General features: G+C 55.0%; 11 protein-coding genes. 7 read left to right on the forward strand and 4 right to left on the reverse strand.

Going from position 1 to position 13,997, the window contains the following annotated elements:
* Nucleotides 1–115 precede the first annotated feature (115 nt).
* The gene (locus WFO64_RS04550; protein ID WP_337009304.1) at nucleotides 116–427 is read right to left on the reverse strand and encodes a hypothetical protein; all 312 of its coding nucleotides are present in this window, start codon (nucleotides 425–427) and stop codon (nucleotides 116–118) included.
* Nucleotides 424–1,968 (reverse strand): methyl-accepting chemotaxis protein, encoded by a 1,545-nt coding sequence (locus tag WFO64_RS04555; protein WP_337009306.1) that lies wholly within the window; start codon nucleotides 1,966–1,968, stop codon nucleotides 424–426. Before WFO64_RS04555 ends, WFO64_RS04550 begins: the two co-directional genes overlap by 4 nt.
* 546 nt (nucleotides 1,969–2,514) lie before the next feature.
* Here WFO64_RS04555 and WFO64_RS04560 point away from each other — a divergent pair.
* A complete protein-coding gene (locus tag WFO64_RS04560; RefSeq protein WP_337009308.1) occupies nucleotides 2,515–4,071 on the forward strand; it encodes a putative bifunctional diguanylate cyclase/phosphodiesterase in 1,557 nt (518 codons plus the stop codon).
* Between the two features lie 76 nt (nucleotides 4,072–4,147).
* Here WFO64_RS04560 and WFO64_RS04565 read toward each other — a convergent pair whose 3' ends face one another.
* Entirely contained in the window at nucleotides 4,148–5,221 is a 1,074-nt protein-coding gene (locus tag WFO64_RS04565) for a porin (RefSeq protein ID WP_337009310.1), read from the reverse strand.
* Between the two features lie 927 nt (nucleotides 5,222–6,148).
* Between WFO64_RS04565 and WFO64_RS04570 the strand changes: the two genes are divergently transcribed.
* The 6 genes from WFO64_RS04570 to spy all read left to right on the forward strand — a co-directional run bounded on the left by WFO64_RS04570 (nucleotide 6,149) and on the right by spy (nucleotide 13,023).
* Nucleotides 6,149–7,369: an aspartate aminotransferase family protein gene (locus WFO64_RS04570; RefSeq protein ID WP_337009312.1), complete on the forward strand. Its 1,221-nt coding sequence runs from the start codon at nucleotides 6,149–6,151 to the stop codon at nucleotides 7,367–7,369.
* Nucleotides 7,366–8,397, forward strand: a complete 1,032-nt coding sequence (gene astA, locus WFO64_RS04575; RefSeq protein ID WP_337009314.1) for an arginine N-succinyltransferase — start codon at nucleotides 7,366–7,368, stop codon at nucleotides 8,395–8,397. The genes WFO64_RS04570 and astA overlap by 4 nt, the downstream gene beginning before the upstream one ends.
* Nucleotides 8,394–9,863: a succinylglutamate-semialdehyde dehydrogenase gene (gene astD / locus WFO64_RS04580; RefSeq protein ID WP_337009316.1), complete on the forward strand. Its 1,470-nt coding sequence runs from the start codon at nucleotides 8,394–8,396 to the stop codon at nucleotides 9,861–9,863. The genes astA and astD overlap by 4 nt, the downstream gene beginning before the upstream one ends.
* Entirely contained in the window at nucleotides 9,860–11,188 is a 1,329-nt protein-coding gene (astB, locus tag WFO64_RS04585; RefSeq protein ID WP_337009318.1) for an N-succinylarginine dihydrolase, read from the forward strand. Before astD ends, astB begins: the two co-directional genes overlap by 4 nt.
* Nucleotides 11,189–11,238: 50 nt before the next feature.
* Entirely contained in the window at nucleotides 11,239–12,234 is a 996-nt protein-coding gene (astE, locus tag WFO64_RS04590; protein ID WP_337009320.1) for a succinylglutamate desuccinylase, read from the forward strand.
* A 294-nt stretch (nucleotides 12,235–12,528) separates the two neighbouring features.
* The gene (spy, locus tag WFO64_RS04595; protein ID WP_337009322.1) at nucleotides 12,529–13,023 is read left to right on the forward strand and encodes an ATP-independent periplasmic protein-refolding chaperone Spy; all 495 of its coding nucleotides are present in this window, start codon (nucleotides 12,529–12,531) and stop codon (nucleotides 13,021–13,023) included.
* 76 nt (nucleotides 13,024–13,099) lie between these two features.
* Here spy and cho read toward each other — a convergent pair whose 3' ends face one another.
* A complete protein-coding gene (gene cho / locus WFO64_RS04600; RefSeq protein ID WP_337009324.1) occupies nucleotides 13,100–13,960 on the reverse strand; it encodes an excinuclease Cho in 861 nt (286 codons plus the stop codon).
* Nucleotides 13,961–13,997 lie beyond the last annotated feature (37 nt).

The raw sequence follows: 13,997 nt of genomic DNA on the forward strand, positions 1-13,997 counted from the left end.
ACCCCGGCGTACAACGAGCGCCGGGTGCAACACAGCTAAGGTCTGATGCACACTTGCCGCGATGTCCCAGCCTGATACGCCGTTTAACGGGATGCCGGTTGTGACACTGCTTTGGTTATCGGGTAATCACCGCGCAGCGCATGAAGTTATCCATGACTGTGATCATTCTCCCCACCGCCATCAGGTCAGCCGCCAGTAGCAGGTCACTGCGCACCAATTGGTCCATGAGAGTGCGGTCATCCATATGCGACTGAATCTGGCGGTAAAGCTGGGTCAGATGTATCCAGTTATTGGCGAAAATATCTACGCTCAGATATTCCCCTTCGCTCAGTTGCTGCAGCAGAATATCCATATCGTCTTTCAGCCCGCTGATACGGCCTAAAATGTTAGCCGTCCCGACGGAAACATGACCGCCGGAATTGCTCATACGATGAAGGTCTCTACCCTGCTGCGCAGGTCACGAGCCTGGCCCAGCAGTGACTGAGATGCCGAAGAGGATTCTTCCACCAGCGCGGCGTTATTCTGCGTGACGCCATCCATCTGACTCACCGCAATGCTGACCTGGGAGATGCCCTGCATTTGTTCACTTGAGGAGAGGGAAAGATTGTCCATGGCATCCGCCAGTTCACCGACGCGGCTGACAATTTTCAGGATGCGCTCACTCGTTCCGGCCGCCACGGTCACACCCTCCTCAACCTGCGTCACTGCCTGCTCAATCAGCAGCTTGATGTCGCGGGCGGCGGTGGCGCTTCGTTGTGCCAGCGTTCGGACTTCACCCGCGACCACGGCAAATCCGCGACCTTCTTCACCAGCGCGCGCAGCTTCCACGGCGGCGTTGAGCGCCAGGATATTGGTCTGGAAAGCGATGCCTTCAATCACCGATGTGATATCACGTACCCGAACGGCACTCAGCGAAATGTCATGCATGGTTTCTGATAGTCGCTGAACATCCGCTTCGCCCGCATGGGCCAGCGTAGCGGCCTCGCGCGCTGAACCAGCAGTCTGCTGCGCACCCGCCGTGTTGCTTTTCACCGTGGCAGTGAGCTGTTCCATGCTGGCGGCGGTTTCCTGCAGCGCGGCAGCCTGCTGCTCGGTACGGGAGGAAAGCTCGGTATTGCCCTGCGAAATCTCATCGGCTGCCAGCGCCACCGAGGCAGAGGCGTTCTTGATTTGCGTTACCAGCTCGCGCAGATTGCTCTGCATGCCGCTTAACGAGGCAAGCAGGCTGGAACTGTCGCCACGACGCAGCGTGACTGGCGAGGTGAGATCACCGGCGGCAATTGCAGCCGCCAGCGCCTGAGCCTGACCGGGTTCGCCGCCTAGCAGACGCATCAGCATCCGCACATTCAATGCGCAGGTGACGATCGCGGCCAGTACGGAGCTCACTGCCAGAATAATCAGTATCCAGGTGGTGCGGGCGATGGTGTTGCCATTTTTCACCACCGCATCCCGGCTGTTACGCATTTCAAGATCGGTCAGATCGTTTATCGCCCTCAGCAGGTTTTGCTGAGCCGGACGCGCCACCTTTAGCAGATAGTCAGTGGTCTCCTGCTGACGATTTTCCAGTCCCAGCTTCCCGGCGGTCATTAGCGTAGAGAGGGCAGCCTCTTCGGCGGACTCGATTCTTTTCATTGCTTCCCGTCCATCCTTTCCGGCGTCCGCCTGCATCATGCCCGACAGCGCTTCACGGTTTTTAATGTAAAGTGCCCGCTGTTTTTGCATGCGCTCCCATTCTGGCTGCATCGTGGCAGGATCGGTCAGCAGGGCAAGGTTACGCGCGGCAATTGCCATATCACGCACACCTTCACGCATATCCAGCACCGTCTGGTACTTTTTCAGCCGGACATTGACCACCTCATCCATGCCATCCCGTGCGCTATCCAGGGCGTGAATCGCCGTGCCGGTGCAGATAACAAATAGCAGAATTAGCAGGCTAAAACCTGCGCCAAGGCGCGTTGAAATTTTCATTTATATTCCGGGAGAATTCATTGGTTAAAACGGTATCGGCAGGGAAGAGTACTTCTGGAGGGTTACCTTTAACTAAATTGATCGCTATTTAATATTGTGCGATAAAAATGCCGTTATCCCCTCAGTCTATTTCGCCAAATCGTAGAAAATTTAATACAGGAATACTGGTCAATTTATTGATAAATATAATTTTATAGTCTGACGATGGCGCGCCTGTTCCCGCAATACGTTGTTACAGTATCACCGCAGTTTAACCAGTCCAAACCACCCGATTACACAAATATAACTGGACAGGCCTGTTAATTTGGCTGCCGCTGCCGATAGAACACTCATCGATATTGTTGACATAAACGACAGGCGTCGGGCTCCGCAGAGCGTCTGCCTTGCTGCCGTAAGGCGGGTGAGTACGAGCCAATGCTATAAGTAAAAATAGCGGAGGGGTGATAATTGTCGGCAGCTTAGCAGGCATTGTATGAGAAGTTCGCCCCGGTTTTTATTGAAAATTAAAACAAAACTCTGAAACATTCCATCACCGGGAACTAACGCATGCGCCTGAAACTTTTCTGGCTCGCAATGCTGAATATTGCGACCATCATTTTACTTTCCACGCTGTGGGAATTCGGGCTTGAGGCAAAGATCTCCAGCCTGCTGGGCCTGGGCTATGACACCGATTTTGAAACCAGTGAGCGACTGCGGTTTATTCTGACTTCCTCCTCGTTTGCCGGACTGGCGATGGTTATTCCGGCACTTCTTATCGCGGGTCTGATCCGTAAAACCCTGATCGCGGAAAAAAATGCGCTCAGGCTGGCCGGAACCGATGCGCTGACCGGGGTCATGAACCGCCGATCATTCAGCACACAGATAGCTGCGCTTGATGCCTGCGGGACGCCGTACACCTTGACGCTGCTCGACATCAATGACTTTAAAAGTATCAATGATCTGAACGGCCATTGTCAGGGCGACGCCACGCTGGTCGCGCTGGCCAGTCTGCTGGCCAGCTTAGCAGGCACCGGGAGCCAGGTGTTTCGCATCGGAGGGGATGAGTTTGCCATAGTTGCCGAAGGTTTACAGGCTGAGCAGGCGCTGGTCGCCGCAGAAAGTTTCTGCCAGCATGCCACATCCATCCGGACCGGTCCGCACACCTTCCTGAGTCTTTCAGCTGGCATTGCCAGCTCAACCTGCCGTGGTCAGGTCGATGTAGTGCGGGCGGCGGATCTGGCGTTGTACGAGGCAAAACAGGATAAGTGCGCGCATCTGGCGCGGTTCTCGCCGGACATGGAGCTGCGCTTTCGCCAGCGGGAAAGGCTGGAGCAGGAGGTGGTTGCCGCCGTTAGTGGTCACGCTATCGTACCTTTTCTGCAGCCGCTGGTTTCACTGCGCACCGGTAACATTACCGGCTTTGAGATACTGGCGCGCTGGATCACTGCATCGGGTCAGACGGTTTCACCTGCAGAGTTTCTGCCCGTGGTGGAGCGGCTGGGGTTGATGGACAGCATGACCATAGCGCTGCTTCAGGATGCTGTCAGTGCGACACGGGCGTGGCCTGCCGGGCTTTGCCTGTCGCTGAACATTACCCCGGAGCAGCTGCTAAGACCGTCGCTGACTGCCTGCTTGTCCCGCATCATGCAGCAAGCCGGACCGGTCATGCTGGAACTTGAAATCACCGAACAGAATGTGATGGCTATATCTGACGATGCCCGCGAGGCAATCCGTCTGCTGAAAGAGGGCGGCATCGGCGTAGTGCTGGATGATTTCGGTACCGGCTATTCCAATCTGTCGGTTTTACTTGGCCTGGGTATTACCAAAATTAAAATTGACCAGTCGTTTATCGCCGGTATCGTGACTGGATCTGAGCAGCGAAAAGTGGTGGAAACGCTGCTGGCGCTCTGTCAGGCACTCAATGTGGTGATTACGGCAGAGGGCATTGAGGATGTTGCCACGCTGAGGTGGCTCAGAAAGCGCGGCTGTAATTATGGTCAGGGATATCTCTTCAGTCGCCCGGTGCCTGCCGGGCAGGCAACCACGCTGCTGGCGTCCGCTAACGTGGAGGAATTAATTCAGGAAGAGGCGGTGGCCGTTGGCTTGGTCAGGTCGCCTGAGTGAAAGCAACGTAACACCGTCGGTAGTCTGGAAAGGCGCAATAAAGCGCCCGGTAAGCAGAGCCGGGCTCGTTATCACATCAGAACTGGTAAATCAGACCCAAAGCTGTGATGTCGTCAGTCGCCAGACCGAGCGGATTGTTGTCTTTCAGCAGGTTGATGCGGTATTCACCATAGACTGACATGTTTTTGTTGAAGTAGTAGGTGGCACCCACGGCAGTATATTTAATAATGTCGGCATCGCCGATATTCTCAATTTCCTTGCCTTTCGATGACACGTAACCCACGGACGGACGGAAGCCGTTCAGGAACTGATACTGCGCAACGGCTTCAAAGTTTTGCGCTTTGTTTGCGAAGCCGCCGCTAATCGGCGTGGCATTAAGGGTTTCACCGTACATCGCGGCCAGATAGATCTGGTTCGCATCATATTTGACCGAGGTTGCCCAGTGTTGGGCCTTTTCACCATCACCCCGTGCGGCCGCGTTTTGCGCCGCAGTGCGATCCAGGCTGGCAAACGCACCGGCGAAGCTCAGGCCAAAATCGAAGTCATAAGACGCCGAGAGGGCGAAGCCGTCGCCGTTAGAACGACGCACGCCGTCAATATTACTACTGCGATCGTTTTTGCCCTGATACTGCGCGGCAAGATTTAGTCCGTCTACCAGACCAAAGAAATTGCTGTTACGCCAGGTCAGTACGCCGGTCGAGCGGCCAGAGAGAAAGGCATCGGTGTAACCAGAATCGCCGCCGAAGAACGGCAGCATATCGGTGTAACTCAGTGCGTCATAGACCAGGCCGTAGTTACGTCCATAATCCAGCGAACCTGCCTCGCCAAATTTCAGGCCTGCATAACCCAGACGGGTACGGTTGCTGGCCTGGGCATCACTGCCCTCGGAGTTATGCAGACTGTACTGATACTGCCAGAAACCGTAGCCGGTGAGCTGGTCAGTAATCTTTGTCTCACCTTTGAAACCAAAGCGGGCATAAGAGGAGGTGTCACCGTTGTTGTTCTCGTCGTCTGAAAAGAGATGTGACACGTTGATCTTACCGACCAGATCCAGCTTATTGCCATCCTTATTATAAACTTCTGCGGCCTGTACGGAGGAGAGACCGATCAGTAACGGCATAACAGCCGCCAGTAAAGTGCGCTTCATCATTTAATTATTACCCTGTATTCATTAATTATTATTCCCCCTGTTTGGGGTGAAATGAAAATGACACAAAAAGGTAAATTTACAAAGTGGAATATAAGTAACAAAATGTAATTTGTATATTCAGTAAACGGATAACATCGACAACGCGAAGACTAAACGCCAGCGTGATAACATTTTCTTCTACTATATCAGTCAGAGGGTTATGATTTTAATTATTTATAAATCAATTAATTAAACCTTGCTGTTCTGGTGCTTCTCTGGTCTTTCTGTACATTTATGAATCAATTTAGCCCGTGGTTTAATTATGATTAATCGTATGATAAAAATAAAACTTTAAGCCTTTTATTCTAATCATTAGCGTGCGCAGTAATATCTGTTTATCTATATGAAAATATTATTTCTGCACCGATAATCACATCCGAAATAATCCGTATAAAGCCTGATTAATGAGTCATCACTTGTTTACTAATTAACCGAAAAAAGGCGAACGGATAAATTTTCCTGCAGTGATAAATCAAAAAACTGAGTGAAGAGCCGCCAGCCAGCCTTTCGTATTACGGACGACTCTTGTAGCAATCGCCGCACCAGCGCGGTGCAATCTGCGCTAAAACAGGGCGGCAGATGGGCTTTTATGGAGAGATAGTTTATCAGCGATCACAAAAGCGATATTTCATCCCGCGAATGCATAATTCTGCTATTTAAAACCCGGGATTGGCGCTGCAATCAGACAACTATTCACTATATATGCAAATTAAGTGAATATAGTCAGCCTGTAACCTATTGATAATCCGTTGTGAAGACTATTTTATGCATTAATTCTCTGGCTGGCACAGTAACTGCACTCTACAGTAGGGCTGCATTACAACATCATTTAACAATTCTAAAACAAAATATTTACCCGACCGGTAAAATAAAGCAGGAGAGTGGGTTATGGCACTGCACGTTTCACGTCACGATTTTGATCAATGGATGATGCCGGTTTATGCACCTGCGACCTTTGTACCGGTTCGCGCAGAAGGCTCCACTGTCTGGGATCAAAACGGCAAAGATTATATCGACTTCGCCGGTGGCATTGCTGTCAACGCGTTAGGGCATGCGCATCCGGCATTACAGCAGGCGTTGCAGGAACAGGCCGCTCGTTTATGGCACACCGGTAATGGCTACACCAATGAACCGATCTTGCGGCTGGCGAAGCAGTTGATCGACGCCACCTTTGCTGACCGGGTGTTCTTCTGTAACTCAGGGGCGGAAGCGAACGAAGCGGCGCTGAAACTGGCGCGTAAAGTGGCGCATGATCGTGTTGGTCCGCATAAAAGTAGCATTGTGGCGTTTAATAATGCGTTTCATGGCCGCACCCTGTTTACGGTGTCAGCCGGTGGTCAGCCCGCTTACTCCAAAGATTTTGCGCCGCTGCCGCCAGAGATCCAACATGCTCCGTTTAACGATTTGGCTGCGGCGGCTGAACTGATTAATGATCATACCTGTGCAGTGATTGTTGAACCGATTCAGGGTGAGGGTGGGGTCCTGCCTGCCGATCCGGCATTTCTGCGCGGATTGCGTGAACTCTGTGATAAGTATCAGGCCTGCTTAATTTTTGATGAAGTACAGAGCGGCGTTGGTCGCACCGGTTCGCTTTACGCCTATATGCATTATGGCGTCACGCCGGATGTGCTCACCAGCGCCAAGGCGCTGGGCGGCGGCTTCCCGATTGGTGCGATGCTGACGCGCAACGATCTGGCGATGATAATGGGCGTTGGCACACATGGTACCACCTACGGCGGCAATCCACTGGCGGGTGCCGTGGCTGGTAAAGTCATGGAGCTAATCAACCAGCCTGAACTGATGGCGGGTGTTGCACAGCGTCACCAGTGGATTGTTGCGAAACTGGATGAGATCAACCAGCGCCTGCATCTGTTCAAAGAGGTGCGCGGTCTTGGCCTGCTGATTGGTGCGGTGCTGAGCGACGATTTTGCTGGTAAAGCCAAAGCGATCAACCTTGCTGCCGCTGAAATGGGCGTCATGGTGCTGATTGCGGGCGCTAACGTGGTGCGTTTTGCCCCGGCGCTGAATATCAGTGAGCAGGAAGTGAAGCTGGGCATGGCACGCTTCGCCGAGGTGTGCGAAAGCCTGGTGCGAGGGTCGTCATCATGATGGTAATCCGTCCGGTTGAACGCGATGACTTAAACCAGCTGATGGTGCTGGCAGGCAAAACCGGTGGCGGGCTGACCTCGCTGCCCGTCGATAGCGCAACGTTACAGGCGCGTATTGATCGATCTCTGCAGACCTGGGAGGAGTCGCTGCCGCGTGCCGAGCAGGGCTATGTCTTTGTACTCGCCGACAGTGAAGATAACCGCGCCGTCGGTATCTGCGCCATTGAGGTGGCGGTCGGCCTGCAGGATCCCTGGTACAACTTTCGCGTCGGCACTCAGGTTCACGCCTCAAAAGAGCTGAATGTCTATGCTTCGCTGCCCACCCTGTCGCTGAGTAACGATCACACCGGCAGCAGCGAGCTCTGCACACTCTTTCTCGATCCCGATTACCGTGATGGCAAAAACGGCTACCTGCTGTCGAAGTCACGCTTCATGTTTATGGCCAATTTTCGTGAGCGTTTCACCGACCGGGTAGTGGCCGAGATGCGTGGCGTCAGCGATGAGCAGGGTCACTCGCCATTCTGGGAGAGCGTTGGCAGCCGCTTCTTCTCAATGGCGTTCAGCAAAGCGGATTTCCTCAGCGGCACCGGCCAGAAATCGTTTATCGCTGAGCTGATGCCGAAGCATCCGCTCTATATTGATTATCTGACGCCGGAGGCGCAGGCAGTCATCGGACAGGTGCATCCGCAAACCGCACCTGCCCGGGCAGTGCTGGAGGCGGAGGGCTTCCGTTACCTCAATTATGTCGACATCTTTGATGGCGGCCCGACACTGGAATGCGATATCGATTACATCCGCGCCGTGCGTAAAAGCCGTGTGCGCAGCGCAGAAAGGGGCGAAAACCCGGTTGATGCACCACTCTGTCTGGTTGCCAATAACGATTACCACCAGTTCCGTGTGGCGCTGATTGCGGCAAATGCCGACGGCGACAGCGTGCAACTTACGGATGAACAGTTGCGGGCGCTCCACTGCCAGCCTGGCGATAGCCTGCGCGTGGTGACGCTCTGCAAAGAGGAGAAAACAGTATGACGCACCTGATAAACGGACACTGGCTAAGCGGTGACGCTGAGCTCATGACGAAAGCGGATCCGGTCAGTGGCGAGATGCTATGGCAGGGCCATGCGGCATCGGCCGCTCAGGTCTCTGCAGCCTGTGAGGCGGCGCGCGCCGCATTTCCGGCCTGGGCCAGACGTCCGTTGGCGGAACGGCAGGTAATCGTTGAGAAATTTGCGGCCGGACTTGAGGCGCATAAGACGGATCTGGCAGAAACCATCGCCCGTGAAACCGGGAAGCCGCGCTGGGAAGCGCTGACTGAAGTGGGTGCGATGATCAACAAAATCGGCTTTTCGGTGAAGGCGTACCATAGCCGCACCGGTGAACAGCATGAAGGCGAAAGCTCGCTGCGCCATCGTCCACATGGGGTGCTGGCGGTGTTTGGTCCCTATAATTTCCCAGGACATCTGCCAAACGGTCATCTCGTTCCGGCCCTGCTGGCGGGCAACTGTGTGGTTTTTAAACCCAGCGAACTCACGCCGCTGACTGCCGAAAAAACGGTTGCGCTCTGGCTGGCTGCGGGCCTGCCTGCTGGCGTGCTGGCGCTGTTACAGGGTGGACGTGAAACCGGCCAGGCACTCGCATCCTGCAGCCAGATCGATGGCCTGCTGTTTACCGGCAGCGCCCATACCGGCTATCAGCTTCATCGCCAGTTTGCCGGTCAGCCTGAAAAGATGCTGGCACTGGAGATGGGCGGAAATAATGCCCTGATAGTAGAAGATCCGGCGGATCTTGATGCGGCAGTCAACATCACGTTGCAGTCAGCCTTTATTACCGCCGGTCAGCGCTGTACCTGTGCCCGGCGTCTGCTGGTGAAACGCGGCGATACGGAAGATGCGTTTCTGCAGCGGCTGGTGGAGGTGGTGGGACGATTGCAACCGGCAGCCTGGAATGCGGAACCACAACCTTTTATGGGCAGCGTGATTTCCATCGGCGCGGCAGAAAAGATCGTGGGTGAGTGGCAACGGCGGGTTGAGGCGGGCGGCCAGGTGCTGCTGGCGATGCGCTGGCCGGATCGTCACAGCGCCATCCTGACGCCAGGCATTATCGATTTAACCGGCGTACAGGGCATCCCGGATGAAGAGGTCTTTGGCCCGCTGCTCGGCGTAATCCGCTATGACACCTTTGAAGAGGCGATTGCGCTGGCGAACCAGACCCGTTACGGCCTGTCGTGCGGATTGATCTCGCCTTCCCGCCCGCAGTTTGATCAGCTGCTGACTGAGGCACGTGCCGGTATCGTCAACTGGAATAAACCGCTGACCGGTGCAGCCAGCACCGCGCCGTTTGGTGGCATTGGCGCCTCGGGCAACCATCGCGCCAGCGCCTGGTATGCGGCGGATTACTGCGCCTGGCCGATGGCCTCGCTGGAGACGCCGGACCTGACGCTGCCCGCCACGCTGTCGCCGGGACTCGATTTTTCCACACAGGAGGCGACGTCATGAAGGCCACCGAAGCCAACTTTGATGGGCTGGTGGGACTAACGCACCACTATGCCGGGCTGTCGTTTGGTAACGAAGCTTCGACCCGCAATCAGCTGCAGCCGTCGAATCCCCGTCTGGCGGCAAAGCAGGGGTTGCTGAAGATGAAAGCACTGGCTGATATGGGATACGTGCAGGGGGTGATCCCACCGCATGAGCGGCCCAATATCGCGGCGTTGCGGCAGCTCGGATTTGCTGGCCGCGATGAGCAGGTGCTGGCTGCGGCCGGGAAAACCGCGCCGGGGTTACTCTCCGCCGCCAGCTCAGCCTCGGCGATGTGGGTCGCCAATGCCGCCACGGTCTCGCCATCAGCGGACAGCGTTGATGGCCGGGTTCACCTGACGGTGGCGAATCTCAATAACAAATTCCATCGGGCGATGGAAGCGCCGGAAACCGCCTGGCTGCTGCGTTCCATTTTCCGCGACGATCGCCATTTTGCGGTGCATGATGCGTTGCCGCAGGTGGCGATGTTCGGCGATGAAGGAGCGGCTAACCATAACCGGCTCGGTGGCGCCTATGGCGAGCGAGGTGTGCAGCTGTTTGTCTATGGCCGCGACAGCAGCCAGGAGGGCAAGGCACCGCAGCGCTATCCCGCGCGGCAAACCCTGGAGGCCAGCGAGGCGGTCGCCCGTCTGCATCAGCTCTCACCCGAAAGCGTGCTGTTCGCACAGCAGAATCCGGCGGTGATCGATCAGGGCGTATTCCATAATGATGTGATTGCGGTGAGTAACCAGCAGATGCTCTTCTGCCATCAGCAGGCCTTTGTTAATCAGTCTGAACTGCTGGCACAGCTTCGGGCGCGCGTGCCGGGTTTTGTGGCTCTGGAAGTGCCGGAGAATCGCGTCTCGGTAAAAGAGGCGGTAGAGACTTATCTGTTTAACAGCCAGTTGCTGAGTCATTCCGACGGTACCATGATGCTGGTACTGCCAGAAGAGTCACGTCAGCATCCGGGTGTCTGGCGTTACCTGTGCGAACAGGTCGAGGGTGACACGCCACTCAAAGCGCTGAAGGTGTTTGATCTGCGCGAAAGCATGTATAACGGAGGGGGCCCAGCCTGCCTGCGTTTGCGGGTAGTGCTGACACCACAGGAACAGCAGGCAGTCAATCCGGCGGTACTGATGAACGATAGGCTCTTCACTACGCTGAATAACTGGGTTGACCGTTATTACCGCGATCGCCTGACCCAGGCCGATCTGGTCGACCCACAGTTGCTGCGTGAGGGACGCGAGGCGCTGGATGAACTGACGAAGCTGCTAGACTTAGGAAATGTATACGCATTTCAGCAGTGAGGGAGGTGGCAGCACCGCCTGCCGCCTGCTCAGGGCGAAAAGGAGGAACGATGCAGGACTTTTTACAGCAAACGCTCTCCGGCGAGATGCCGCGTAAGCGTAGTGGTGAAACGGCGCATCTTCGCTGGCAGTGGTTATATCACGGCATATTGTTGATGGAGCCGACGGTGCCGGTTAAACAGGCGCTGGTGCTCTCTGCCGGGATTCACGGCAACGAAACTGGGCCAGTAGAAATGGTGAACAAGCTGGTTAATCCGCTGCTGCGGGGCGAACAGCCCTTACAGCAGCGCATGCTGGTGATCCTGGGTAATCCCTCAGCGCTTCGCACCGGTAAGCGCTATGTGCACTATGACATTAACCGGCTGTTTGGCGGACGCTGGCAGCAGATTGATGATGGCGATGAGGCGCGCCGCGTACTGCGGCTGGAGCAGGCGCTGGAGAACTTCTGGCAACTCGGTGAGTGCGATGAGACGCGCTGGCATCTGGATATGCACACGGCTATTCGCGGCTCTTACCATCCTCAGTTCGGTGTGATGCCGCATAATGCACGTCCCTGGCCGCCTGCGTTTCTTGACTGGCTGGCCGCTGCCGGACTGGAGGCGCTGGTGTTTCATCGCTCACCGGGCGGCACCTTTACCCACTTCAGTTGCGAACACTTCGGTGCGGCCAGCTGTACCCTGGAACTGGGCAAAGCGCTGCCGTTTGGCGCGAACGATCTTAGTCAGTTCAGCGCGGCACAGCAGGCGCTGGCTTCTTTACTCTATGGTGAGGCGATGCCTGCGGCGACGGTTAAACCGCGTCATTATCGGGTCGCGCAGCAGATCACCCGAATGAGTGATCACTTTACGTTGCATATGTCGCCGGAAACGCTGAACTTTACCGCGTTTCCGCAGGGGACGTTGCTGGCGGAAGAAGGCGACACGCGCTATTACGTGCAGCAGGCGCGGGAATATGTGCTGTTCCCTAACCCCAATGTGGCCGCCGGACTGCGTGCCGGACTGATGTTGATCGAAGAGGGAGAACAGACTCAGGCGCTGCCGGTCTGATGCCAGAAGATCATTAACGCTAAAAATCGGCAGGAAAGTGGAAGTATGCCTTCCGCTTTCCTGTCTTAACCCTTACACTCCTCCATGATTCCTGCGAAATTCGCTTTAAAGTCATAAACATTTTCAATTCCTCACGCCTTTCTTCTTATTCTCTTCATGATTGCCCGATTTTTATCTTTTATGCTTTCACGGCTTTACTCAGGCTCTGAGTAGTTGACGTTCAGCATCGTATGCTTGTTTCCGAAGACGCGACAGAGTGCTGTCGTCATTATCATGAATTATAAGGACACTATTATGCGCAAACTGACTTCCCTTTTACTGGCTTCTTCGCTGGCGTTTGGTGCAGCCAGCGCCGTCCATGCAGCCGCTGATAACCTGACTCCACCGCCAGCAGGCAGCGAAAAAGCGATGCACAAACCGCCAATGCACCATGGCATGGAGATGATGTTTAAAGGTCTGAACCTGACCGACGCACAGAAAACCCAGATGCGCGGCATCATGAAAGAGAGTCACAAAGATATGAAACGCCCGTCACTGGACGAGCGTCGTGCTGCCCACAGCATCATTGCATCTGACAGTTTCGACCAAAGCAAAGCTGAAGCGCAGGCAGAGAAAATGTCCGCCAATGCCAAAGAGCATGCGCTGAAGATGCTGGAAACCCAGAACAAACTCTATAACGTGCTGACGCCGGAACAGAAAAAACAGTACAACGCTAACTTTGAAAAGCGTCTTACAGAGAAAGGCCCGCACGAGGGCAAAATGGCGCCGCCAGCAGAACCTGCTGAATAACATTAGCTAAGCAGCGAACGGTCTGAGACCGCCGATGCTGTCCACTGAAGGTAAGTGGGCAGCATCGGCGGTTTTTTTATAGTGGCAGAATAGGGTAGTCACCCGATAAAATCGGGCGGCAGAGAATTTTGTAGCCGTCGTGATCAAAACCGCCTTTGGGTCGTTGCAGTTTTCTGGCCTCATCCATGCTGTTCACCGAACCGAGATAGAACCAGTGGTCGATGACATGGATTTGTGTCATCTCTTTGCCTTCTTCTACCAGACCTACGGCACCCTGCCACGGCCAGCAGAAGACCCGCACGTTTTCCAGCGCTTCAAGCAGTCGATCCTGATGATCGCTGACCGGCTCTTTACCACAGCAGGCGCCGGCGCAACGGCGCAGGGCTGAGCGGAAACAGCCCCGACCCGCACTTAGCGCTTCCAGTCCCAGCAGGCCATGACAGAGCTGATACTCATCTGCGAGTTGCTTGAGGCGTTCAAGTGCGGCAAAGCGACTGCGATAAAGTCCAAACAGGTTGGGAGACTGACTGAAATCGAGATCTTTTGCGTAGACTACTTGCGGTTTGCTGTCGGTAATCTGCAACGAACAGAGTTGTCGGTTTTTGCGCAATCGCTTATTAAACAGCGGCTGCTGGGTTTTGATCATCTGCGCTTCCAGCAGAAGTGCGCCGAGATCGCCCGCGGTGGGGATCCAGCTCACACGCCGCGACTGGCGCAGCATTTTCGCCTCGTCAGGCGTGCGGAAATGGGACATCACCCGTGAACGCAGATTCACGCTTTTGCCGATATAGAGCGGCAGCGATTCGCTATCGCCATGGAAGGTATAGACGCCAGGGTGATTCGGCAGGCCTTCCAGCCATTCACGCAGGTGTTCGGGATATTGATAAATTGCATTCGCGTCGGGTTCGGGGCGAAGACTGACAGCACGTCTGACCAAAATGGACTCCATTTACTGGTTGTCCATACAGCATAAC

The organism is Pantoea sp. AS142 (assembly GCF_037152305.1).
Classification (GTDB): domain Bacteria; phylum Pseudomonadota; class Gammaproteobacteria; order Enterobacterales; family Enterobacteriaceae; genus Pantoea.

What these genes read in the sequence shown, in the direction of transcription:
- WFO64_RS04550 (WP_337009304.1), bottom strand. Translation starts at nt 427, where the DNA reads ATGAGCAATTCCGGCGGTCATGTTTCCGTCGGGACGGCTAACATTTTA.
- WFO64_RS04555 (WP_337009306.1), bottom strand. Translation starts at nt 1,968, where the DNA reads ATGAAAATTTCAACGCGCCTTGGCGCAGGTTTTAGCCTGCTAATTCTG.
- WFO64_RS04560 (WP_337009308.1), top strand. Translation starts at nt 2,515, where the DNA reads ATGCGCCTGAAACTTTTCTGGCTCGCAATGCTGAATATTGCGACCATC.
- WFO64_RS04565 (WP_337009310.1), bottom strand. Translation starts at nt 5,221, where the DNA reads ATGATGAAGCGCACTTTACTGGCGGCTGTTATGCCGTTACTGATCGGT.
- WFO64_RS04570 (WP_337009312.1), top strand. Translation starts at nt 6,149, where the DNA reads ATGGCACTGCACGTTTCACGTCACGATTTTGATCAATGGATGATGCCG.
- astA (WP_337009314.1), top strand. Translation starts at nt 7,366, where the DNA reads ATGATGGTAATCCGTCCGGTTGAACGCGATGACTTAAACCAGCTGATG.
- astD (WP_337009316.1), top strand. Translation starts at nt 8,394, where the DNA reads ATGACGCACCTGATAAACGGACACTGGCTAAGCGGTGACGCTGAGCTC.
- astB (WP_337009318.1), top strand. Translation starts at nt 9,860, where the DNA reads ATGAAGGCCACCGAAGCCAACTTTGATGGGCTGGTGGGACTAACGCAC.
- astE (WP_337009320.1), top strand. Translation starts at nt 11,239, where the DNA reads ATGCAGGACTTTTTACAGCAAACGCTCTCCGGCGAGATGCCGCGTAAG.
- spy (WP_337009322.1), top strand. Translation starts at nt 12,529, where the DNA reads ATGCGCAAACTGACTTCCCTTTTACTGGCTTCTTCGCTGGCGTTTGGT.